General features: G+C 33.9%; 20 protein-coding genes. 12 read left to right on the top strand and 8 right to left on the bottom strand.

Annotated features, from left to right (window positions below; genetic code table 11):
* Positions 1-12: 12 nt before the first annotated feature.
* On the bottom strand, positions 13-399 hold the full coding sequence (locus tag Q0783_RS06855; protein WP_298894183.1) for a DCC1-like thiol-disulfide oxidoreductase family protein: 387 nt from the start codon (positions 397-399) through the stop codon (positions 13-15).
* A 134-nt stretch (positions 400-533) separates the two neighbouring features.
* Here Q0783_RS06855 and Q0783_RS06850 point away from each other — a divergent pair, with 134 nt between their 5' ends.
* The 3 genes from Q0783_RS06850 to Q0783_RS06840 all read left to right on the top strand — a co-directional run bounded on the left by Q0783_RS06850 (position 534) and on the right by Q0783_RS06840 (position 1,748).
* Positions 534-890 carry a lipocalin family protein gene (locus tag Q0783_RS06850; protein WP_298894182.1) on the top strand — a complete coding sequence of 119 codons (357 nt, stop codon included), beginning with the start codon at positions 534-536 and terminating at the stop codon, positions 888-890.
* Positions 891-1,002: 112 nt separating this feature from the next.
* Positions 1,003-1,302 (top strand): HPF/RaiA family ribosome-associated protein, encoded by a 300-nt coding sequence (locus Q0783_RS06845; RefSeq protein ID WP_230937142.1) that lies wholly within the window; start codon positions 1,003-1,005, stop codon positions 1,300-1,302.
* Positions 1,303-1,325: 23 nt separating this feature from the next.
* Complete coding sequence (locus tag Q0783_RS06840; protein ID WP_298894181.1) at positions 1,326-1,748, top strand: HXXEE domain-containing protein; 423 nt, start codon at positions 1,326-1,328, stop codon at positions 1,746-1,748.
* Here the strand turns inward: Q0783_RS06840 and rlmH are convergent.
* Complete coding sequence (gene rlmH, locus Q0783_RS06835) at positions 1,714-2,187, bottom strand: 23S rRNA (pseudouridine(1915)-N(3))-methyltransferase RlmH (protein WP_298894180.1); 474 nt, start codon at positions 2,185-2,187, stop codon at positions 1,714-1,716. The genes Q0783_RS06840 and rlmH overlap by 35 nt on opposite strands.
* A 69-nt stretch (positions 2,188-2,256) precedes the next feature.
* On the opposite strand from rlmH, the gene nadC reads away from it, so the two are divergent.
* The 4 genes from nadC to priA all read left to right on the top strand — a co-directional run bounded on the left by nadC (position 2,257) and on the right by priA (position 7,113).
* Entirely contained in the window at positions 2,257-3,114 is an 858-nt protein-coding gene (nadC, locus tag Q0783_RS06830; RefSeq protein WP_298894179.1) for a carboxylating nicotinate-nucleotide diphosphorylase, read from the top strand.
* The gene (locus Q0783_RS06825; protein WP_298760993.1) at positions 3,114-4,070 is read left to right on the top strand and encodes a YihY/virulence factor BrkB family protein; all 957 of its coding nucleotides are present in this window, start codon (positions 3,114-3,116) and stop codon (positions 4,068-4,070) included. The genes nadC and Q0783_RS06825 overlap by 1 nt, the downstream gene beginning before the upstream one ends.
* Complete coding sequence (locus Q0783_RS06820) at positions 4,054-4,491, top strand: DUF2147 domain-containing protein (RefSeq protein ID WP_366522609.1); 438 nt, start codon at positions 4,054-4,056, stop codon at positions 4,489-4,491. Before Q0783_RS06825 ends, Q0783_RS06820 begins: the two co-directional genes overlap by 17 nt.
* A 168-nt stretch (positions 4,492-4,659) precedes the next feature.
* On the top strand, positions 4,660-7,113 hold the full coding sequence (gene priA / locus Q0783_RS06815) for a primosomal protein N' (protein WP_298894632.1): 2,454 nt from the start codon (positions 4,660-4,662) through the stop codon (positions 7,111-7,113).
* A gap of 60 nt (positions 7,114-7,173) precedes the next feature.
* On the opposite strand, the gene Q0783_RS06810 is transcribed toward priA, so the two are convergent.
* Positions 7,174-7,869 (bottom strand): LytTR family DNA-binding domain-containing protein, encoded by a 696-nt coding sequence (locus tag Q0783_RS06810; protein WP_230937136.1) that lies wholly within the window; start codon positions 7,867-7,869, stop codon positions 7,174-7,176.
* Positions 7,870-8,070: 201 nt separating this feature from the next.
* On the opposite strand from Q0783_RS06810, the gene rpsF reads away from it, so the two are divergent.
* The 5 genes from rpsF (at position 8,071) to Q0783_RS06785 (ending at position 12,931) form a co-directional block, all read left to right on the top strand.
* On the top strand, positions 8,071-8,409 hold the full coding sequence (gene rpsF / locus Q0783_RS06805; protein WP_230937135.1) for a 30S ribosomal protein S6: 339 nt from the start codon (positions 8,071-8,073) through the stop codon (positions 8,407-8,409).
* Between the two features lie 2 nt (positions 8,410-8,411).
* Complete coding sequence (rpsR, locus tag Q0783_RS06800; RefSeq protein ID WP_028873640.1) at positions 8,412-8,708, top strand: 30S ribosomal protein S18; 297 nt, start codon at positions 8,412-8,414, stop codon at positions 8,706-8,708.
* Between the two features lie 13 nt (positions 8,709-8,721).
* Positions 8,722-9,171, top strand: a complete 450-nt coding sequence (gene rplI, locus Q0783_RS06795) for a 50S ribosomal protein L9 (protein ID WP_230937134.1) — start codon at positions 8,722-8,724, stop codon at positions 9,169-9,171.
* Between the two features lie 102 nt (positions 9,172-9,273).
* Positions 9,274-12,393 carry a carboxypeptidase regulatory-like domain-containing protein gene (locus Q0783_RS06790; protein WP_298894178.1) on the top strand — a complete coding sequence of 1,040 codons (3,120 nt, stop codon included), beginning with the start codon at positions 9,274-9,276 and terminating at the stop codon, positions 12,391-12,393.
* Between the two features lie 64 nt (positions 12,394-12,457).
* A complete protein-coding gene (locus Q0783_RS06785) occupies positions 12,458-12,931 on the top strand; it encodes a DUF6495 family protein (protein WP_298894177.1) in 474 nt (157 codons plus the stop codon).
* 2 nt (positions 12,932-12,933) lie between these two features.
* Here Q0783_RS06785 and Q0783_RS06780 read toward each other — a convergent pair whose 3' ends face one another.
* The 5 genes from Q0783_RS06780 to Q0783_RS06760 all read right to left on the bottom strand — a co-directional run.
* A complete protein-coding gene (locus Q0783_RS06780) occupies positions 12,934-13,839 on the bottom strand; it encodes a GyrI-like domain-containing protein (RefSeq protein WP_298894176.1) in 906 nt (301 codons plus the stop codon).
* Between the two features lie 18 nt (positions 13,840-13,857).
* Positions 13,858-14,376 (bottom strand): hypothetical protein, encoded by a 519-nt coding sequence (locus tag Q0783_RS06775; protein ID WP_298894175.1) that lies wholly within the window; start codon positions 14,374-14,376, stop codon positions 13,858-13,860.
* Positions 14,369-15,607, bottom strand: coding sequence for an ABC transporter permease (locus tag Q0783_RS06770; RefSeq protein WP_298894174.1), 1,239 nt, complete (start codon positions 15,605-15,607; stop codon positions 14,369-14,371). Before Q0783_RS06770 ends, Q0783_RS06775 begins: the two co-directional genes overlap by 8 nt.
* Positions 15,608-15,948: 341 nt before the next feature.
* A complete protein-coding gene (locus tag Q0783_RS06765; RefSeq protein WP_298760976.1) occupies positions 15,949-20,607 on the bottom strand; it encodes a LamG-like jellyroll fold domain-containing protein in 4,659 nt (1,552 codons plus the stop codon).
* 250 nt (positions 20,608-20,857) lie between these two features.
* The coding region (locus Q0783_RS06760; protein WP_298894173.1) for a T9SS type A sorting domain-containing protein at positions 20,858-21,445 on the bottom strand (588 nt) is incomplete at its 5' end.

Below are 21,445 nucleotides of genomic sequence, written 5' to 3'. Positions count from 1 at the left end.
TTAAATCTTTTTTTACCTAAAATCTATAGTACAACTTTTCGACTGTCCAAACCATTTTACTCTATTTTTCGAAGCAGTTTTATAAATAAAGTCACGTATCATTCTTGGAATAAAGGCTAATAAGGCAGCAACGCGTTTCCATTTAGGGATTTTAGAAACAATTCTTAAAAAGCCATCAGAATGCGTTTTTACACCATTATCGTCGATTAAAATAACGGTGTCTAACCGTTCAGTAGGAAAACCATGTTTGCCCAGTAATTGTTGTCCATATTTTGATTGAAAAGCTACAAATTGGAATAAGTCTTTAGGTGCAAACTTTAAAAGCCAACCTACAACGCCATTACACAAATTACATTCGCCATCAAAAATGATAATATCTTTAGTAATCTCTCTTCTCATAATATGTTGATATTTAATTAGGTAGACGAACAATTTTAGAGGTGCTTACAATATCATTCGATTTTTTTTAGTATTCAAATTTTGATATTGCTTTATTTACCTTTATCATTACTAATGAATCTAAACTATAAACTATGAGAAAATTATTGATGTTGTTAGCTGTTATATTACTAGTGTCTTGTAATGATGCTAAATATGCCGAAGCTATTGTTGGCGAATGGGAATGCACTAGTTGGATTGATACAGCTACAGCGAAAGACAAATGCAATAGCAATGCGTATTTCAGTTTTAAAAAAGACAAGACCTATACATCTAAAGTAGGTGCTCAAGAAACCAGTGGAACCTATAAGATAGCCGATGGTATTTTGTACTCTACACCAAAAGATAAATTAGAAATAGCAGTAGAAATTAATACGCTCAATACTGATACATTGTCTTTTACAATGAGTCGCTCAGGTAATGAAGAGATTTTAACTTTGATTAAAAAATAACTATAATTTCCATAAGAAAATATTATCAATTCTTTATGAGATTTATCATTATTAATCGTTCAAATTTTCGTAAATTAGAGTAACGAAATTAACCTAAAAACAAGGAACGATTATGAATGTTATGATTAGATATGTAGGTGTCGATAGAAGTGAGACCCTTAATGAGTTTACCGAAGAAAAATTAAACAAATTATCAGACAGATATGAGTTTATAGTAGGTGCAACTGTACGCTTCAAACAAGATGACAATGACCACACTAAAGGTAAGATTTGTGATATTGAATTAAGTTTGCCTGGGCCACGTATTTTTGCGACTTCTAATGAAGCTCAATATGAAGTTGCTGTAAGAGAAACCATCAGTGATTTAGTACGACAACTAAAAAAGAGAAAAGAAGTTTATAAAACGTATTAATACGCCTAAATTTTAAAATGATAATGCTTGAAAGCACACATAAAGCGAATAGAATCTCAACGGTTTTTTTGCTACTGGTTTGTTTTCAAGCATTTCATTCTATAGAAGAATATATTGGTAAGCTCTGGGAAAACTTTCCTCCAGCAACTTGGCTAACTGGTTTGATCTCTGAAGATCGTCATTTGGGTTTTCTAATTATTAATATCGGACTCTTCATTTTTGGAATAACAGCTTGGTATTATGTTGTGAGACCAGATCATATACTCGCTAAGTTTGTGATTGGATTTTGGTTGTTTATTGAATTAGTGAATGGTGTGGGACATCCTATATGGACTATCATGCAAAAGAGTTATACGCCAGGCGTTATTACAGCACCTTTATTGCTTATTACAGCAGTGTATTTGATAACGCTTATCTATGGTGGTAAGGCTCGTTCTTCAAGATAGTAAATCCTCTGTACAACTGCTCTATAACAAATAAACGAATCATTTGATGGGAAAAGGTCATTTTTGATAATGATAGCTTTCCTTGTGCTTTTTGATAAACTTCAGGAGAAAACCCATATGGGCCACCTATTACAAATACTAATTGTTTAATACCAGAGTTCATATGCTTTTGTAAATACTGAGAAAATGCTACTGAGTCTAATTGCTTTCCGTTTTCATCTAATAAAATTAAAACGTCAGTTGTGTTAAGTTTGTTTAAAATAAGGTCACCTTCCTTTTGCTTCTGCTGCGCTTCACTTAAGTTTTTTGCTTTTTTGAGATCTGGTATGATTTCAAATTCAAATTTGATATAAAACCCTAACCGTTTTTGATAATCATCAATCAGCGATTGCAAATCTCTATTGTCTGTTTTGCCAATGGCAAGAAGTTTAATTGTCATATTTCAAAGTTATGCTTTTTTGAAATTTTTTAAGTTGCAATTGCTATTTTTACGGTAAATATCCAAAACATGATTTCAAAAGAACAATTTGATAAAGAAATAGCAGGCATTATTGCTAATGCCATTAGAGAAGATGTAGGCGATGGTGACCATAGCTCGCTGGCTTGTATTCCTTCTTCAGCTAAAGGGAAAGCTAAACTTTTAGTAAAAGATGAAGGTGTTATTGCTGGTGTCGAGTTTGCTAAGCAGGTTTTTGCTTATGTTGATGCAGATATGAAAGTAGAGACACTAATCGAAGATGGAAGTCATGTCAAGTATGGAGATATTGTGTTTTATGTTGAGGGCGCATCACAATCTATTTTAAAAGCCGAACGCTTAGTACTTAATGCTATGCAACGTATGAGTGCTATTGCAACAAAAACAAAGCAATTTGTAGATTTATTAGAAGGTACAGGAACTAAAATTTTGGATACAAGAAAAACAACACCAGGAATTAGAGCTTTAGAAAAATGGGCTGTAAAAATTGGAGGAGGTGAAAACCATCGATTTGCATTGTATGATATGATTATGCTGAAAGATAACCATATTGATTTTTCTGGAGGAATTACCAAAGCTATCAATAAAACTAAACAGTATTTAAAAGATTCTAAACGTGATTTAAAGATTATAGTAGAAGCTAGAAACCTTGAAGAGATTAAAGAAATTTTAGAGACTGAAGGCGTGTATCGTATTCTCATTGACAATTTTAATTATGAAGACACTCGAACAGCAGTGCGGTTAATTGGCAACCAATGCCTAACAGAATCTTCAGGAGGAATCAATGAAAAAACCGTACGAAAGTATGCCGAGTGTGGTGTAGATTATATTTCTTCTGGAGCTTTGACGCACTCTGTGTATAATATGGATTTAAGTCTTAAAGCAGTTTAATGTCTAAATCATTAAAAGAGATATTGAGTAAAATCCCTATCGTAAATCGAATTGTAGATTTACTTAGGAAGATAAAATTACCTGCTCTTGAAGGTTTAACACTATATGATTTACTGGTGCTTTATGCTATAGGTATTTTTAAAGGAGCACTTACAGCCAGGGCTAGCGCCATAGCCTTTAGTTTTTTTACAGCCATATTTCCGTTTTTATTGTTTGTACTTATTTTGATGCCTTATATACCTATTGAAGGGTTTCAAGTTGATTTTCAACAATTTTTAACGTCATTTTTACCGCCTCAAACTTCAGATTTTTTCTTTTCCAATATTTTTGAAAATATTGAGAATACAGAACGTGGCGGATTATTATCCTCTGTTTTTATCGTATCCATTTTATTAATGGCCAATGGTGTAAATGCGGTGTTTTCTGGATTTGAAAACTCATACCATCAGGAGCTCACAAGAAATATATTTAAACAGTATTTATATGCTTTAGGAGTCGCTTTGATTTTAGCTTTGCTAGTAGTTTTAACAGTGGCTTTCTTTGGGTATTTTCAAATTTATGTGATTCAACCTTTATATGAACAATTTGATAGTATCGATTTTAAGGCCAATCAATCTAATGTGTTTTGGGTTGTTTTTGCTAAATATTTATTCTTTGTATTTATGGTATACATCGCCACAGCAACCCTATATTATTTTGGTACAAAGGAAGGACGTACGTCAAGGTTTTTCTCCATTGGTGCTTTGTTCACGACTTTGTTAATCATATTAACATCATATTTATTTGGTATTTATATCGAAAACTTTTCACAGTATAATAAGCTTTATGGTTCTATTGGAGCTCTATTGATTTTATTGTTGTATTTGTGGTTAAATGCTAATATATTGTTGCTAGGTTATGAACTAAATGCGACAATTAGACGTTTAAAAAAGAAAAAGAATGGAGAAGATGAATAAAATTGGCCTTGTTATAGTTATACTTTTAATGACCATAAGCGTCTCTGCACAAAGCATTCTTGGGAAATGGAAAACAATTGATGACAAAACAGGCGAGGAGAAGTCTATTGTTGAGATCTACAAAGAAAATGGAAAGGTGTTTGGAAAAATCATTGAAATTTTTGATCCTAAAAAACGAGATTTACCCTGTAAATTCTGTGAAGGCGATGATTATAATAAACCTGTACTAGGATTGAAAATCATCAAGAACATGGAAAAATCTGGTGATGCTTATAAAAAAGGAACCATCACAAACCCAGAAGATGGAAAACAGTATGATTGCCGATTACAACTAGACGAAGACAATGCCGATAGACTTCAAGTACGTGGCTATGTAGCTTTCTTTTATCGAACACAGTATTGGGTAAGAGCTGAAGACTAGTTTTATGTTTCTAGATATTCTATTTGTTGCTTTTTAATGAACTAGAAATAGAAATTCATAACGATAATCTATTTATTAAAACACTTAGGTTGATAAACAAAGAAGATGTCCTTACCTTTGAAGAGATATTATCAATCTTATATCGAGACATCAAACCATTCCATTAAGCTGAACTATTTCATTAACGTCATATTACCAATTCCTCTAGAAAAGAGCTTCACCTATGCAATTACCAAGGCAGAAGCCAACTTTCTAAAGCCAGGTATACGTGTTTCTGTTCCATTTGGAAAAACAAAGATCTACACAGCTTTGGTTATTGATATTCATAACAATGCACCTTTAACCTATGAGGCTAAAGACATTCACCAAATACTAGATGAAGCTCCTATTGTGACACAAAAGCAGTTAGAGCATTGGAAATGGATTGCAAGCTATTACATGTGTACATTAGGAGATGTGATGCGTGCAGCTTTACCTAGCGCATTTATTTTAGAAAGCGAAACTATTATTTCTAAAAATGATACGACTGTAATTAACGATGCTGATCTTAGAGATGATGAATTTGTAATCTATGAAGCCTTGCATCATCAATCATCATTGAAGATTCAAGATTTGATGTCTATTCTCGACAAGAAAAATGTTTTACCAGTGATCAAGCGATTACTTGATAAAAATGCTATTTCGGTTCAAGAGGAAATCTATGAAAAGTATAAGCCTAAATTAGTGCGCTATGTGAAATTAGGCGCGTCTTATACTTCGGAAAATGCCTTACAGGAGTTACTCACAGATCTCAGTCGAGCACCAAAGCAAAGAGATGTAGTAATGACTTTGTTTTCAATTTCTGCACAAACCAAAAAACCAGTAAAGGTATCTGACCTTACTTCGGAAAGTGGGACGTCTAGTGCCATTGTAAAAGCATTGATCAATAAAGGAATTCTAGAAGAATATTATATTCAAACCGATCGTGTAACTTATGAAGGAGATGATAATGAAGATTCAAAACGATTAAATACACATCAAGAAAAAGCTTTAGGTGAAATCAATACATCATTTGATAATCAAAATATTACGCTCCTGCATGGTGTGACGTCTTCTGGGAAAACGGAAATCTATGTTAAGCTTATTGAAGAGCAGCTTAAAGCTAAAAAACAAGTCCTGTATTTGTTACCAGAAATTGCGTTAACTACTCAGTTGGTAGAGCGTCTTCAAAATTATTTTGGCGAAAAGGTTGCTGTATTTCATAGTAAGTATTCTTCTCATGAGCGCGTTGAGGTTTGGAATAATGTACTCTCTAATTCATCTACGGTTCAGGTGGTTTTAGGAGCCCGTTCTTCGGTGTTATTACCATTTCAGAACTTAGGATTAATCATTGTGGATGAAGAGCACGAATCGTCGTATAAACAGTTTGATCCAGCACCACGATACCATGCGCGTGATACTGCTATTGTTTTGGCAAGTATCTTTCAATGTAAAACAATATTAGGCTCTGCTACACCAAGTCTCGAGAGTTATTATAATGCAAAGCAATCAAAATACGGATTGGTAGAATTAAATCATCGCTATAACAATGTGTTGATGCCAGATATTGAATTGGTAGATATTAAGGATAAACACAAACGAAAGCGTATGCAAGGTCATTTTAGTGACCGATTAATTGAAGAAATGACCGAAACCTTGAAGAATGGTCATCAAATTATTTTGTTTCAGAACAGACGTGGTTTTTCGCCAATTGTAGAATGTCATACTTGTGGTCATTCGCCTCAATGTCCAAATTGTGATGTGAGTTTAACCTTTCATCAATATAAAAATCAGCTGCGTTGTCACTATTGTGGCTACAATACCGTGATGCCAAAAACCTGTGATGCTTGTGGAAGTCTAGAATTAGACAGTAAAGGTCTTGGTACAGAACAGGTAGAGCAGGAGGCTAAATTATTGTTTCCAGAGCATAATGTAGCGCGTATGGACTTAGATACAACTCGAGGTAAGTATGGTTATGAGAAAATTATAACAGCGCTAGAGCAAGGTGAAATAGACATCTTAGTTGGAACCCAAATGCTAACTAAAGGATTGGATTTTAGAAATGTGAAACTTGTAGGTATTATGAATGCTGATAATATGCTTAATTTTCCAGATTTTAGAGCTCACGAAAGAAGTTATCAATTAATGGCTCAAGTATCTGGTAGAGCAGGACGTACAGAAGAACGCGGAAAAGTGTTAATTCAAACGTATAATCCATATCATAAGATATTGCAACAAGTGTCTACAAATAATTATGTTCAGATGTTTGAAGAACAGTTAGATGAACGTCACATTTATAAATATCCTCCAATATATAGGATGATTAAAATCACATTAAAACATAAAGATTATAATCGTGTCAATGTTGGAGCCGATTGGTATGCTAAATCGCTTCTAACCGTTTTTAGTCAGCATGTACTTGGTCCAGAGTTTCCACCTGTAGCAAGGATTAGAAATCAGTATTTAAAACATATTTTAGTAAAAATTCCTCAGAAACAATCGTTGGCGAAAACAAAAGAAGCTATCATTAAAATTAATAACAGCTTCTTAAGCGTGAAAGATTTTAGGGCAATAAGAGTAATCTTAAATGTCGATAATTATTAAAGCTAATTAGTTAGGTTAGTTATAAGTTATATCTTCAAACTATTATTAGTCTTAAGGCCTTTAGATATTATTTAATGCATCAACAAGTTGGGTCTTCTTATTTCTACTTAATGGAATCTCATAAGCACCAACTTCAACATTTTTACTATTAAATCGATCAACTTTATCAAGGTTTACGATGTATGATTTATGGATTCTTAAGAATTTACCTTCTGGTAATTCATGTTCAAAAGCTTTCATAGTAGATAAAACGACTAAGCTGTTTTCTTCGGTAACTAGTTTTACATAATCACCAAGAGCTTCAATCCATTTAATATCTTTAATGTAAACTTTTCGTTTTTTTAGATTACTTTTGACAAAGATGTGTTCGCCATCAGTTTCATTGAAATCTAGCTTTAATTTATGTTGCTCTAATGCTTTTTCAACAGATTGATTAAATCGTTCCCTAGTTATAGGTTTTTGAAGATAATCGGTTGCATCATAATTAAAAGCTTTAAATGCGTATTCAGTTTTACCTGTAACGAAAATAATTTGGGGTTTGTTGTTGAGTACATCAAGTAGCTCGAAACCGTTCAATACAGGCATCTCAATATCTAAGAAGATTAAATCTACTTTATGAGTGTTTAGTCCGTTCTTGGTCTCTAATGCGCTACTATATTCTGCAATAAGGTTAAGAGAGGAATGATTCTCTATTAACTTTACAATCGATAAACGTTGAATCGCAGAATCATCAACTACTACACAGTTTAAAGTCATAACATTATTTATATTTTAGGTTAAGATATCGACAATAGTACGAAAAATTCGGATAAAAACCAAAAAACATCGGTAAAGTGTGATTTTTAACAAAATATTAACATTTTTTTGATACCTAAAATTTTATATACAAAAACGTTGCCAGAAACATAAATTATAGTTATTTTTGCACTCATTTTTAACACAATAAAAAAGATTTTTATGAATCATTATGAAACTGTTTTCATCTTAAATCCCGTTTTATCTGATGACCAGATAAAGGAAACAGTAAAGAAATATGAAGATTTTCTTGTTTCTAGAGGAGCGAAGATGGTAGCCAAAGAAGATTGGGGCTTAAAAAAATTAGCATATCCAATCCAAAACAAAAAGAGTGGTTTTTATCACTTATTTGAGTACACTGTTGATGGAGAAGTTATTAATCCATTAGAAGTAGAGTTTAGACGTGATGAGCGTTTTATGCGTTACTTAACGGTAAAATTAGACAAGCATGCAATTGCTTGGGCAGAAAAGAGAAGAAACAGAGATAAACAAAAAGCGTAATTATGTCTTCAATTGAACAACAAGCAAAAGGAAAAAAAGATGGAGAGATCAGATATCTTACTCCGTTAAACATTGACACAAGCAAAACGAAGAAATATTGTCGTTTTAAGAAATCTGGTATCAAGTATGTAGATTACAAAGATGCAGATTGGTTATTAGGTTTTGTTAACGAGCAAGGTAAAATCTTACCGAGACGTTTAACAGGAACATCTTTAAAATACCAAAGAAAAGTATCTGTTGCCGTAAAACGAGCGCGTCACTTAGCGTTAATGCCTTACGTAGCAGATTTATTAAAATAAAATACCAATAACTATGGAACTTATATTAAAACAAGACGTTGAAAATTTAGGATTTAAAGACGATATTGTAACAGTTAAGAACGGTTATGGTAGAAACTTTTTAATTCCTCAAGGACAAGCAGTAATGGCAACATCATCTGCAAAGAAAGTCCTAGAAGAAACTTTAAAGCAAAGAGCTTATAAAGAAAAATCAATTATTGAAGCAGCTCAAAAAACTGCAGACGCTATTAAAGATTTAGAAATCAAGATTTCATCTAAAGTAGGTACTGGAGATAAATTATTTGGATCTGTAAATAATATTGATTTAGCTAACGAATTACAAAAAGCTGGTCATGAGATTGACAAAAAATTCATCTCTGTTGCTGGTGGAACTGTAAAGCGTTTAGGAAAATACGATGCTGTAGTAAGATTACACAGAGAAGTATCAGTAGATTTACCATTTGAAGTAGTTGCTGAGGCTTAGTAGTTTACAACAAAGGTTAATAAATAAAAAAAGGCTGTTCATTTGAACAGTCTTTTTTTATTAACTTTAGGCTAATCTATAACAACCAAAAACTAAATACAAATGAAAAAAAACCTTTTTACAGCTTTTATGCTACTATTTGTTACTATGGCTTTTGCTCAGGTAACAACCTCTAGTTTAAAAGGTGTTATTTTAGACGAAAGCTCTCAACCCTTGCCTGGAGCTAATGTAGTTGCTGTACATACGCCAACTGGTACAAAGTATGGAGCTGCTACAAATTTTGACGGACGCTACAATATCATTAATATGAGAGTTGGTGGTCCTTATACAATTACCATATCTTATGTAGGCTATAAAGAACAAGTCTTTAATGATGTATTCTTAACTTTAGGTAAAACGGAGAATATTGATTTACAAATGACACCTGATAGTGAACAGCTTGATGCTGTAGTCATTACTGGTAGCACTACAGGAACATTTAGTACAGATAGAACAGGTGCCGAAACATCTGTTGGTAGACGTGAATTAACAAGATTACCAACAATTACAAGATCAACTAACGATTTTACAAGATTAGAACCAACTGCTAGTGCTGGATCGTTTGGTGGACGTAATGACCAATTTAATAACTTCTCGCTAGATGGTGCTATCTTCAATAATCCTTTTGGTTTGGATGCAGCTCAGCCTGGTGGACAAACAGAATCGACACCAATATCAATTGATGCGATAGACCAAATTACTGTAAGCACAGCTCCTTACGACGTGACTCAAGCTGGATTTACTGGTGCTGCTGTTAACGCCGTAACAAAAAGTGGTACTAATGAATTTCATGGTACTGTTTATGGGTTTTTTAGAAATGAAGACCTTACTGGTGGAACGGTTAGAGGTGAAGATGTTGTAAAACCGAAATTAGAACAAAATCAGTACGGATTTAGTATTGGCGGACCGATCATAAAGAACAAACTATTTTTCTTCGCTAATTTCGAAAAGGATGAACGAACTGATTTAGGAAGTAATGGTTGGGTTCCAAATACAGGAAGTGGTGCTATTAACGAATCTAGAGTGCTGGAGTCTGATTTAATTGCAGTTCAAAATGCACTATTAGATTTAGGTTATAATCCTGGTGCTTACCAAGGATTTACTTATGCAGCTGAGTCTAATAAAGGTATTATAAAATTAGATTGGAATATCAATGACAACAACCGATTAGCAATAATTTATAACTTTTTAAATGCTTCTAAAGAAAAGCCAGCACACCCTACTGCTTTAGGATTTAGAGGGCCAAATGCTAATACATTACAATTTGAAAATGCAGGTTATGAGATCAATAATAATATTAGATCTGTTCAGTTAGAATTAAATTCAACATTCTCTGATCAAGTATCTAATAAATTTCAATTTGGATTTACTCATTTTGACGACTTTAGAGATCCATTGTCCACGCCAGCACCAACCATTACAATTACCCAAGATGGTTCTAACTATATTATCGCTGGACATGAACCATTCTCAATCAATAATAGATTAGATCAAAAAGTACTTCAGTTTTCAAATAACATGAATTACTTTGATGGAGATCACACGTATACAATTGGTTTTGCTTTTGAGAAGTTTCAGTTTGATAACTCATTTAACCTAGGTGTTTATGGAGCCCAAGGTGTATTTTTTCCAACCACGACTATGGACGGTTTCCAAGACCTAGTTGATTCTGGACAGTTACAAGATTTATACAATCAAGCGCTTGCAGCACACGCATCATTATCGGGTAATCAAGTTGGAGAAGCTGGAGGTTTTGCTTTAGCTGAAACTAATGTTGGTCAGATGTCATTTTATCTTCAAGATGAATGGAACGTTTCCGAGAAGTTTAAATTAACTTATGGTGTGCGTTTCGATAAACCATTGTTTTTTGATAGTGCAGAAAAAGCACAAGATGTGATTGATGTTGCTTGCTGCTATGCACCAGACATTCCATATGTAAATCCAAATACTGGAGAAACAGTATTCCTAGATAATACGCAAATGCCAAATAATGATTGGTTGATCTCACCAAGAGTTGGTTTTAACTATGATGTAAAAGGAGATAGAAGTTTACAATTAAGAGGTGGTTCAGGATTATTTACTGGTCGTTTTCCATTTGTATGGTTAGGAAACCAAATTGGTAATCCTAATGTATTCTTTTACCAAGCTGTTGATCCAGATTATAAATTTCCGCAGGTATGGCGTACTAATTTAGGAACAGATTATAGATTTGAAAATGGTTTGATATTAACAGGAGATGTGTCTTATACAAAAGATATTAATGGTGCTCATGTACAAAATTGGGGACTATTACCTCCTTCAGGAACTTTGGCTGGAGTTGATAACAGAGCAATTTATACATCTAACGATATTATTAATAACGCATACGTATTTACAAACTCAGATAAAGGTAGAATTTGGAATGCTTCATTTAAAGCACAAAAATCATTTGATAATGGATTATACACCATGTTAGGTTATAGCTATTTAAATGCTAAAGATGTGAATTCTATTGAGGCTGAAATTACTGGAGATGCCTTTGCGTTTAATCCTGCCTTAGGAAATGTTAACGACGATGTATTAAGTTATTCTAGATATGGAGATACACACCGAATTATTGGTGTTGCTAGTAAGAAATGGACTTATGGTAGTGATAAATGGTCAACGACTATTTCAACGTTTTTCGAATATGCTCGTGGTGGTCGTTTCAACTATACATATGGAGGAGATCTTAATGGTGATGGGTCAAATTTAAATGACTTACTATACATTCCTACTGCGAGTGAAATATCACAAATGCAGTTTTCTGGAGCTGGACAAGCAGAAGCTTTCGAATCTTATATTCAACAAGATGATTATTTAAATGATAGAAGAGGTCAATATGCCGAGCGTTATGGCGCATTAGCACCATGGAGAGGACGTTGGGATCTTAAGTTGCTTCAAGACTTTAATTTTAAAGTTTCAGGTGATAAGGTGAACACGATTCAATTAAGTGTAGATGTATTAAATGTCGGAAACTTAATTAATAGTGATTGGGGTGTTATTCAACAGCCAATTAGTGTGCAACCTTTAGGTGTTGTTGTAGACCCTGGTACCAATGTGCCAACCTATACATTCAACGCAGACTTGCAAGAAACATTTAGTTATGATACAAGTTTAGCTTCAAGATGGCAAGCACAATTTGGAGTACGATATATCTTCTAAATACTAGATAAATTCATTAAATTTGCGCTCTTAATTTTAAGAGCGCATTTTTTTATCATTGTATATGAAATATTCTAGACTCACAAAGGAACAATTTGAAGAATTACACCAAGAATTCATCAACTTTTTAGCAACACAATCTATTACTGCCAAAGAGTGGGCAGCTATTAAAACTAATACACCTGAAGTAGCCGAACAAGAACTAGACGTCTTTAGTGATCTCATATGGGAAGGTGTGCTTTCTAAGGTGAAGTATCTAGAGCATATTTCTCCACAACAGATGCATTTGTTTCATTGTACAGATAAGCATATGAGGCTTATTGCATTAAAAGTTAAGAAAGACTCTATTGATATCACTACAAAAGAAGGTTATACATGGTTTAGAGATAATTTGATGTCTGATGATGTCGAATTCTTCACAGCAAAAAAGGATTACTCTGATGATAAAGGTCAGGATAAGTTCAAATTAATACAGGAAGGAGCCAACATTACTAAAGGAGCCTTATATCAATATTTTGAAAATTTAGTGAGTAAATAAATTTAGTCAACTGGAATGTAGAGATCTACAATACATTTCTTTTCAGGATGCTTATTAAAATCATTGTGATAAATCTCAAAAGGCGGTTCCGAACGCTTTTTGTAACCATTATCATTCATCCATTTAAATAAATTCATCCAAGTTGTAGGAAACTCATCAATGCCAATTTCATAATGAGCTGTGATGTGCAGTCCACCTTTAATTGTAGTCGAAATTACTTCGCCATCAGTTTTTGAAGGTTCATCAACAAGCAGACAAGCAGTCATTCGTACCTTATCTGGTGCAGTAATTTTAAAGCTGTCGTAATATAGTGTTCCCATTTTAAAATCTGGATTACGTAACAAACCTTGTTGTCCAGCCCAATCTAATAATTGATTAAAAGTTGGTGTTAACTGATGTTTTCCAATACATGTAATACCTAGTGTGTGAATGCTGTCAATCGTTTCTACCTTAATGTTTGTTGTCATAACTGTGTCGTTGTTTTGATTTGTATGACAAACATAGTCTTCAAATGTAGTAATGGGTTGCCCATTCTTGCTTTTCGCTTGACTAATCTTGCTATATTTTCCTTTGCTATGTCTTCGGAAATTGGACGGACTCACACCATAGAACTTTTTAAAAGCTCTGCTAAAAGATGAGTTGCTTGTAAACCCATACTGCGTCGATAATTCTGAAATAGTGATATGTTCACGATGTAGTAAATCTGCCGAAGCTTTTTCAACACGTTTTCTCGCTATATAATTGTTAAGTGTTTCTTTTGTGAACACTTTAAATATGCGATGAAAGTGATAAGGTGAGTAATGTGCAACTCTTGAAATTTGCTCTAGAGACAGATCGCGTTCTAGATGTTTTTCGATATAATCTAGGCCTTTGTTAATGCTTTTAATGTGATCTTTGGAAAGTGTCATTGAATTCACAAAAATAAACTAAAACAATTTACGTAAAAGCTTTGTGAAAAAATTTGCCCTATATGATAGACTTAAACCTCTGTTTTGTCTAGGTAATTCTTCATTCAGCAGTTTTCCATTTTTATCAAACAATGTCGAATACTCATCAAAAAATAATTTATCTCCATAATCCATAGTGTGATAGATTAATACATCATTTTCTAATCTTATATAAATTTCGTCATCATCGTCTATTAGTATATCAATTATTGCAATGTTTCTATACTTGATATTTCTTGGTATCCTCCAGTTTTCATGTGTCACTTCATAAAGATGTTCATTAGTATCCCATTTGGTAATCCAATCGTTACCAAAACAATACTTTTTTTTGTCTTCAGTTTCTAAAATAGTAGAAAAATAGTAAGCGCTTCCTAATCCTTCAAGATGCACAGTGCCTTTACGTTGGTGGGTAAAAAATACGTTTATTAGCTTTTTGCCAATTAATAAAGATTTGTAAGGTTCAATTTCAGAAAGTAATTGAACTCTAGAATTATTCATAGCGCAACGACTCCACAGGGTCAAGTTTAGCTGCTTTATTTGCAGGATATGAGCCAGAAATTACAGCAACTACAAACGTGATGACACTTGCCCATATCATCGCTCCCCAAGGAATGACAAAGTTAAAATCGACTGCTGCTGCAAAAATGTAACCAATCAGGATACCTAATAGAATACCTAATAATCCGCCTAATTGCCCAATAATAATAGTTTCAATAAAAAATTGAAAGGCAATAGTGCGGCGTTTAGCACCTAAAGATTTACGTACACCAATTTCACGAGTTCGTTCGGTTACAGATACCAACATCATGTTTAACAATGCAATGGTAGATCCAAAGATTGTAATGATACTAATAATCCACGCAGCAGTAGATAGTACACCTGTAATAGAACCAATACGATTAATAAGGTCATCACTTTTTTCGATACCAAAATTGTTTTCTTCTACGGGATTCAACCCTCTAATATTTCGGAATAATAAAATAGCCTCGTCCTGAGCGCCTTCAAGCATGTCTTTTTTATCGGCTTTGATACTTAAATTATAGTTGATATTTGCATTAGTGAAAATAGTACGTGCTTTTTGCAGTGGCATAAGCACACGTAGATCTTGATTATTACCAAAGGTTGCGCCCTTTTCTTTTAGCACGCCAACAACTTTAAATTTAGCACCTCTAATGCTAATGGTTTTACCTAAAGGGTTAACATCATCCAATAGTGCTTTTTTGAGATCACTACCAATAACACAAACGGTATTACTGTTTTCAACATCAAAGTAATTCAAAGCACGTCCAGTTTCAACTTCTAGTCCTGTATTTTGAATAAAATGTTCATTGACACCATATACTTGTACTTCGGGATCAGTTTTTTCATTTTCATACTTTACTTCAGCAGTTCGTGTACCTAAAAAGGCAATCGATGTTTTTGTGTACGGATAGTTATATTCCTCTTCAAACGCTTTTACTTGTCGGTAATTAATAACCGGATTTATCTTTTGAGATTCATCACCACGTCGTTGAGTGTTGAACTCATAGCGTTGGATATTAAACGTGTTGGCTCCCATTGATGAAAAATCACTAGAGATAGTGTTTTCTAATGCAGAAACAGCGCTTAAAATACCTACGAGAGCAGTTATACCTATGGCTATAATTAAAACGGTAAGAATAGTTCGTAACAATTGACTTCTAATAGAATCAAATGCAATTCGGATATTTTCTCTAACTAATGAAAACATATTATACGTTAAAATTTGGTTGTGTTTTATAGTAAGACTACTAAACACCCATAAAGTTACTATAAAATTGAAATAACTTTCGAATGCATCTAAAATTTATAATTTTTTTGTGAAAGATTTAAATGTATTAAAATGATTTTCGATTCTTCGGAAAATGAATACGGCATAAAAATCTTGCATTCCAAAAGAAATATGCGACTCTAAAAAACGAGATCTAGTATTTTAGAAAAATCCATATCAATCACAATCTGTTTTTAGAGTTGATAGATTACAAAAAAAGCCTCAATCCATTAGGAGAGAGGCCATTTATAAGTTAAGATCACGGTAGATTTGGGTCTATTTTATTTCACCAAAACTTTCTTAGATAACAAACCGCTTAAAGTATCTATCTTAATGATGTAAGTTCCAGTGCTTAGGCTCTTAACTTTGTATTCAGAATAGTCCAGTTCTGAAATATTTTCAATGGTTGTAATATTTTGTCCTATGATGTTATATAATTCTATAGACTTCACATCAATAGCGTTAGGATTCAATAATACAATGCTTTCTGTTTCATTGTTATAGAAAACATCTACTGTTTTCAATTCATTGTCGTCAACGCTTAATGAATCTCCTTCACTAAATGTTAATTCAAATCTGTTTAAATATTCACCTGCAGGAAGGAAAAATTGGAAATCTCCTTCTCTAAGATTATGATACGTATCATTTTCTATATCGTGGATAAATATATCAATCGTACTAGGTACATTTTCTAGATTATCAATAGTAATCGTATTTAATCCATCATCATTTGTTTTGATACCTAATGGATATACTGTATCAGATTCAGCTAAATTACTTCCTTGTATCGTATACTTTTCATCAGCTATCATCCAGAATAGATCATCCATTTGATTGTCATAAGTCTTGGCGTCATATCCCCAATCATATCCAGTTGTAGTCGATTCATCAATAGTTAACAATAACTGTCTGTGAATAGTATTTATAGAATTGTAACCAATTCTAAACTTCATACGATTATCTACAGCTTCAGTTTGGGTGTCCGCTCCAGCAATAGTATTCGGATTAGCATTTCTAACAAAAACTGATGTTCCAGTGCCTTCTTTTCGGTAAATACGTTGGCCATTATTAAAATTAATTGTACCAGTACTTTCACCAACAACAAAGAATCCTTGACTTACTGGGATGTAACGAGCTGGAAGTTTTGTTGGAGTTCCGCCAGTTCCAACGTCTGGATCATTAGTTCCTAACGAAGGTGCTCCTGTACCACCAGAGAAGTTATACGTTGCATAACCACCTTGGTAATCTAATAAGTTGTGAGTTCCACCTCCCCAATGTTCCCAGAAGTAAAGTGTACCACTAATTAATGGGTCGGCACCAGCACCAGTAATATTTGGTCCGTTATCAGTAATAAATTGATTTGCATCAATTGCAGAAGGGTATGGGTTACCTACTAAGTAATCGTTTCCGGCGTTAAGGGTTAAGTTAACATCACCATTATTTGGTTTTCCAAGGAAAACATAGTTTTGTTGATCTACTATTGTTCCAGATCCAGGACCTTTCATCGTGAATCCTTCACCAGTTAATAATGTTCCATTACGTCTCACATGTTGCCATGCAGAATAGTCATCATCTAATTGGTTGGCAAATTTCCATATCCAATAATCAGCAATACTAATGGTAGCACCATCAGATCCATCATAGCCTGTATTGATAAAGTTAATCGGGTTAACACCATCAAACATGACATCTGTTACTGTATATGAATTATTATTTGTTGTTGAATTAATTTCACCAACAGGAGACGACCAATAGTTGTACGTATGTACATCGGCAGTACCTTGTTGATCTTTTTCCAGAGAACCTGATGAGGTAGGGTCTAGATCACTATCTTCAGTTTGTACTAATTGTGATTGCCCTTCTAGATCGATTTTTCCATCAAGCTTTAAATAATGTGATACTGTTAAACCATTTCCAGCAGCAGCATCTGCATTGTCGCCATCAACAGTTAATTCACCAGCATCGACAAATAGTCCTAATACTTGACGATCTCTTCCTAAGACCACTTCAGTATCAATAGTTACATTATGACCAATTCTAACGATGTTCCAGTCGATAGGCGTCGTTCCATCTACTATCGATAATTCATTTGGTAATGGTTGAACAGTGTTGTTTAACCAAGTCGCTTCGGTGGTCCAATCACCATTTCCTTGAGATTCAAAAGGTAAAGGAGCTGTTTGTCTATCTACAGTATCTAGGTTTCTTAAAGCACCTTGATTACTGTTGCCTGAAGCATCTTCGGTATTTGTATAGGTATATACAGACATTGGATAATATCCTGCGAGATCAGACCATGGAATTGTAGCCACATCATTTTTAGTAATCGTTGTTGGTAATACTTTACCACCAACAAATGTTGCATTGTCTTCTATTTCCTGATTCATGATGAACCTTAATTCATCTACGCTAAGTTCAACATCCCAAACACGCACTTCGTCAATATTACCTCTAAAGTGTTGTGTTGGCGTATTCTTACCGGCAGCAGCAATATAGAAGGATTCATCAGTATCAACAGGAGCTGTTCTATTCGCTTGATTTGCAACAACACCATCTATGTATATGTAGAGTCTTGTGCCATTATAAATAACCGCAACATGATGCCATTCATCATCTGGTATGGCTGCAGATGTAGTTAATATTTGATCTGTTCCATTCTTTATCCACATTTGAATTCTATTATCAGTAAGAATTCTCAGGTCGTAACCCGTTGTAAATGGATTGTCTCTTTTGGATACGATAGATTTTGTTCCAGTATCTGCCGCATCTCTTTTGATCCATGCTGAAATGGTATATTCTGAAGGGTTTAAGTCTAAGGCATCTTCCATATCAACATAATCAACCGAACCATCAAAATAAACGGAACGCTCTACAATAACCATTGGTGCATAACCAAAAGTGATGTATTTCGTACCATCAAAATCGTAATTAGTTTCAAGGTTACCGTTACCATCCGATGTCATTACTCTATAATCTGCAGTAGGATCGAAGACTCCAGTGCTCGATATAAACATATAGTAGCTTCCTGGAGGTGTAATATTTCTAATAGCAGCTTGAGGTATTCTAACTTTTACTGAAGGAATATCACCACCAGTTTCTTCCACACGCCATACACGTTGCATCGCAGTAAAGGATACATTAGTTGTAAGCGCAGGTGAGATACCAGCACTCATATTGACAGAAATTGTAGTAGCAGCTAAATTTAGATCGGCGCCATTATTTCCCCATACGAGGTATTCTTTATCTCCAAAAGTAGTAGCATTAGAAGTAATGTTATCGCTATTGGTATCGTAGATTTCTGTCAATCCCATTGTAAGGATTCCTTCAATTCTTCCAGTTCCGTCTACAGCGTCATTAACACTTCTAGATTGTTTTTGATTTAATTCGGAAACATCATCTCTTCCTATTCCCGTAATATCGTAATTGTAGGTAGCAGCATCTTTAGATTGATCCCAAATAATAGTACCATCGCTATTCACATAATCCTGAGATGTTCCATTAACACCTAATGTGATTCCGTATTTAACAGCAAGGTATGATTGAATTCTATTGCGTTCTTGTGTAAGATCGGCATCCGTTTTTCTAGAATCATATGTGATGACTTCTGCAATTCGACCATCATAACTTCCAGACCAATATTGACTACGACCAATCCAGTACCTAGCATTGTTTACTTGAGCATATGCAGCTATGTCATTAGTAAGGGTACCCACTTGATTGGCATTAAAGTACAATTCCATATCAGTATCGGCAGCATTTTGTCTAATATTGACAATGTGGATTTGATTATAATCGGTTCCAGTACCTAGATCGCCACGTCCATAACCATCATCATAACTTGGTGCAGGGTTGGAAGCAGAACTTTCATTGGTAACTCCAATACAGTAGGTGAGTCGTTCGTTATCGAATCTAGCCGAATAAGCTCCATATCCAAAACCTGTAACATCTTCATCATAAGTTTGACCTGTAGGGTCAGTACTTGTAAATGTATCTAATGGAATCATTGATGTTGTAATATCAGGATCAGGCATTAATACAACGAACATATCATTAGTGTTAAAACCACCTGTACCTTTTAAAACATCTCTACTGCCATCACTAATGATATATGACATATCTCGATTAGCTGTATTATTATCATTTTCAAACTCTATAACAGGGTTGAAATTAAAATTGTTTGTAATATTATTTCTATAGACGGGTTCTTGTCCTGTAATTACAGTTTCTGCATGATTACCTTTACCATTATCTATCCATTGAGATACTAGTGAACCATCTGCGGCAACAGAAGATCCATCTAATTGATCTGCTTTTAGCCAGAGGTCAAGGTCTGATGTTATACCACCAGGTGCGGTTGTTGGTGTTTGGAAAGTTGTTCCTGTTATAGTTATAGCATCAACAAAAACATAATCACCATTGTTATTGGCTCGTATTACAATCCTGAATTGTCCTGTTGGTAATAATGGGAATGTATAATCCGATGCAAATATAGTCGCCGTTTTACTATAAAAATATTTTACAGTAGTACTTTCAAAATCGGCATTTTTACCTGCGACTGAGCCAGCTCTGTAAGTGGCAATCGTTTGCCAAGTAGATCCATCATAATACTCTATGATGAAATCTTCACCCGATTCCATACTATAGGATGAGAAAAAGAATTTGAAATCTATTTTGTCGTAAGAATTTAAGCTGAAAGAAGGCGAAGTCATAGTTGAGTTCGCAGGTGTTGAACCATTACGAAGCCAAAATGCATATGTGCCATCATAAGACCAAAAGGTGGACATGTTTCTATAGGCTAAAGAGCCTCCTGTCCATCCTTGGGTTCCTGATTCGAAATCATAAAAACCTAGGGTTGTAGTCGTTTGAGCGTTACATATGCTCATGGTTATTATTGTAAAAACCATTAGAGCATACTTTTTCTGAAAAAAAGTAGAAATTTTCATAAGCGGTTAAATTTTAGTTTGGGACTAATAAATTTATAATACAAATGTATGTGTATACTCTGTGAAATGCAAATATAATCGATGAAATGCAAATATAATTTTTTAACACCTGATTTTCAGATATTTACAAATAGAGTATTTTTAGATATTTGCTCTAATTAGGTCTTAGTTGTTATTGTCTGTGTTTTAGTATGTTACAAAAAAAAGCTGAATTATTATAATTCAGCTTTTTTGTTTAATTGATTTATCACTAAAATTTAATTAGTTTCTTAGTAACAATTATACCATTATCTCTATTAGATATCTTGATGAAATATGGTGCTTGTTCTAACCTGTCAAGCTCATCGATAACTATAGATCCATCTATACTAGATTTTCTCTTTTTATAAACAACTCTACCATTTAGGTCATAGATGTTTATTTCAAATTCACTACCATTCAAGCTTAGTGGCAAACTAACAGTTATGGTAGTTGTGAATGGGTTTGGTCTAATAGAAATATCTCTACTGTTAAACTCTTCAGTATCTAGAGTATTATCATCCATACCATCACAATCTTCATCAATTCCATTATCTGGTATTTCTGTTGCGCCAGGGTAAATCTGATCATTGGTGTCATCACAATCTGTATTGTCTATAACATATCCAGCTGGTTGAGAACAATCAACAATTGAGTTGTCAGGATCTCCAAACCCGTCATTATCTGTATCTGCATAATAGGTTATTCCTGTTCCATTATCTGTTATCTCCCACGCACATGTTGTGTTATTAAATGTTGCAGTTTCATAACACTCTGTTGCAGGTTCAGCAGGTTGTGTACCAGTGATCTCCCACGCACA

Source organism: uncultured Psychroserpens sp. (genome assembly GCF_947500255.1).
Classification (GTDB): domain Bacteria; phylum Bacteroidota; class Bacteroidia; order Flavobacteriales; family Flavobacteriaceae; genus Psychroserpens.
The sequence above is the reverse complement of the archived record's forward strand: the minus strand, read 5'-3'. Positions and strand labels throughout refer to the sequence as shown.

What these genes read in the sequence shown, in the direction of transcription:
- Q0783_RS06855 (WP_298894183.1), bottom strand. Translation starts at nt 399, where the DNA reads ATGAGAAGAGAGATTACTAAAGATATTATCATTTTTGATGGCGAATGT.
- Q0783_RS06850 (WP_298894182.1), top strand. Translation starts at nt 534, where the DNA reads ATGAGAAAATTATTGATGTTGTTAGCTGTTATATTACTAGTGTCTTGT.
- Q0783_RS06845 (WP_230937142.1), top strand. Translation starts at nt 1,003, where the DNA reads ATGAATGTTATGATTAGATATGTAGGTGTCGATAGAAGTGAGACCCTT.
- Q0783_RS06840 (WP_298894181.1), top strand. Translation starts at nt 1,326, where the DNA reads ATGCTTGAAAGCACACATAAAGCGAATAGAATCTCAACGGTTTTTTTG.
- rlmH (WP_298894180.1), bottom strand. Translation starts at nt 2,187, where the DNA reads ATGACAATTAAACTTCTTGCCATTGGCAAAACAGACAATAGAGATTTG.
- nadC (WP_298894179.1), top strand. Translation starts at nt 2,257, where the DNA reads ATGATTTCAAAAGAACAATTTGATAAAGAAATAGCAGGCATTATTGCT.
- Q0783_RS06825 (WP_298760993.1), top strand. Translation starts at nt 3,114, where the DNA reads ATGTCTAAATCATTAAAAGAGATATTGAGTAAAATCCCTATCGTAAAT.
- Q0783_RS06820 (WP_366522609.1), top strand. Translation starts at nt 4,054, where the DNA reads ATGGAGAAGATGAATAAAATTGGCCTTGTTATAGTTATACTTTTAATG.
- Q0783_RS06810 (WP_230937136.1), bottom strand. Translation starts at nt 7,869, where the DNA reads ATGACTTTAAACTGTGTAGTAGTTGATGATTCTGCGATTCAACGTTTA.
- rpsF (WP_230937135.1), top strand. Translation starts at nt 8,071, where the DNA reads ATGAATCATTATGAAACTGTTTTCATCTTAAATCCCGTTTTATCTGAT.
- rpsR (WP_028873640.1), top strand. Translation starts at nt 8,412, where the DNA reads ATGTCTTCAATTGAACAACAAGCAAAAGGAAAAAAAGATGGAGAGATC.
- rplI (WP_230937134.1), top strand. Translation starts at nt 8,722, where the DNA reads ATGGAACTTATATTAAAACAAGACGTTGAAAATTTAGGATTTAAAGAC.
- Q0783_RS06790 (WP_298894178.1), top strand. Translation starts at nt 9,274, where the DNA reads ATGAAAAAAAACCTTTTTACAGCTTTTATGCTACTATTTGTTACTATG.
- Q0783_RS06785 (WP_298894177.1), top strand. Translation starts at nt 12,458, where the DNA reads ATGAAATATTCTAGACTCACAAAGGAACAATTTGAAGAATTACACCAA.
- Q0783_RS06780 (WP_298894176.1), bottom strand. Translation starts at nt 13,839, where the DNA reads ATGACACTTTCCAAAGATCACATTAAAAGCATTAACAAAGGCCTAGAT.
- Q0783_RS06775 (WP_298894175.1), bottom strand. Translation starts at nt 14,376, where the DNA reads ATGAATAATTCTAGAGTTCAATTACTTTCTGAAATTGAACCTTACAAA.
- Q0783_RS06770 (WP_298894174.1), bottom strand. Translation starts at nt 15,607, where the DNA reads ATGTTTTCATTAGTTAGAGAAAATATCCGAATTGCATTTGATTCTATT.
- Q0783_RS06765 (WP_298760976.1), bottom strand. Translation starts at nt 20,607, where the DNA reads ATGAAAATTTCTACTTTTTTTCAGAAAAAGTATGCTCTAATGGTTTTT.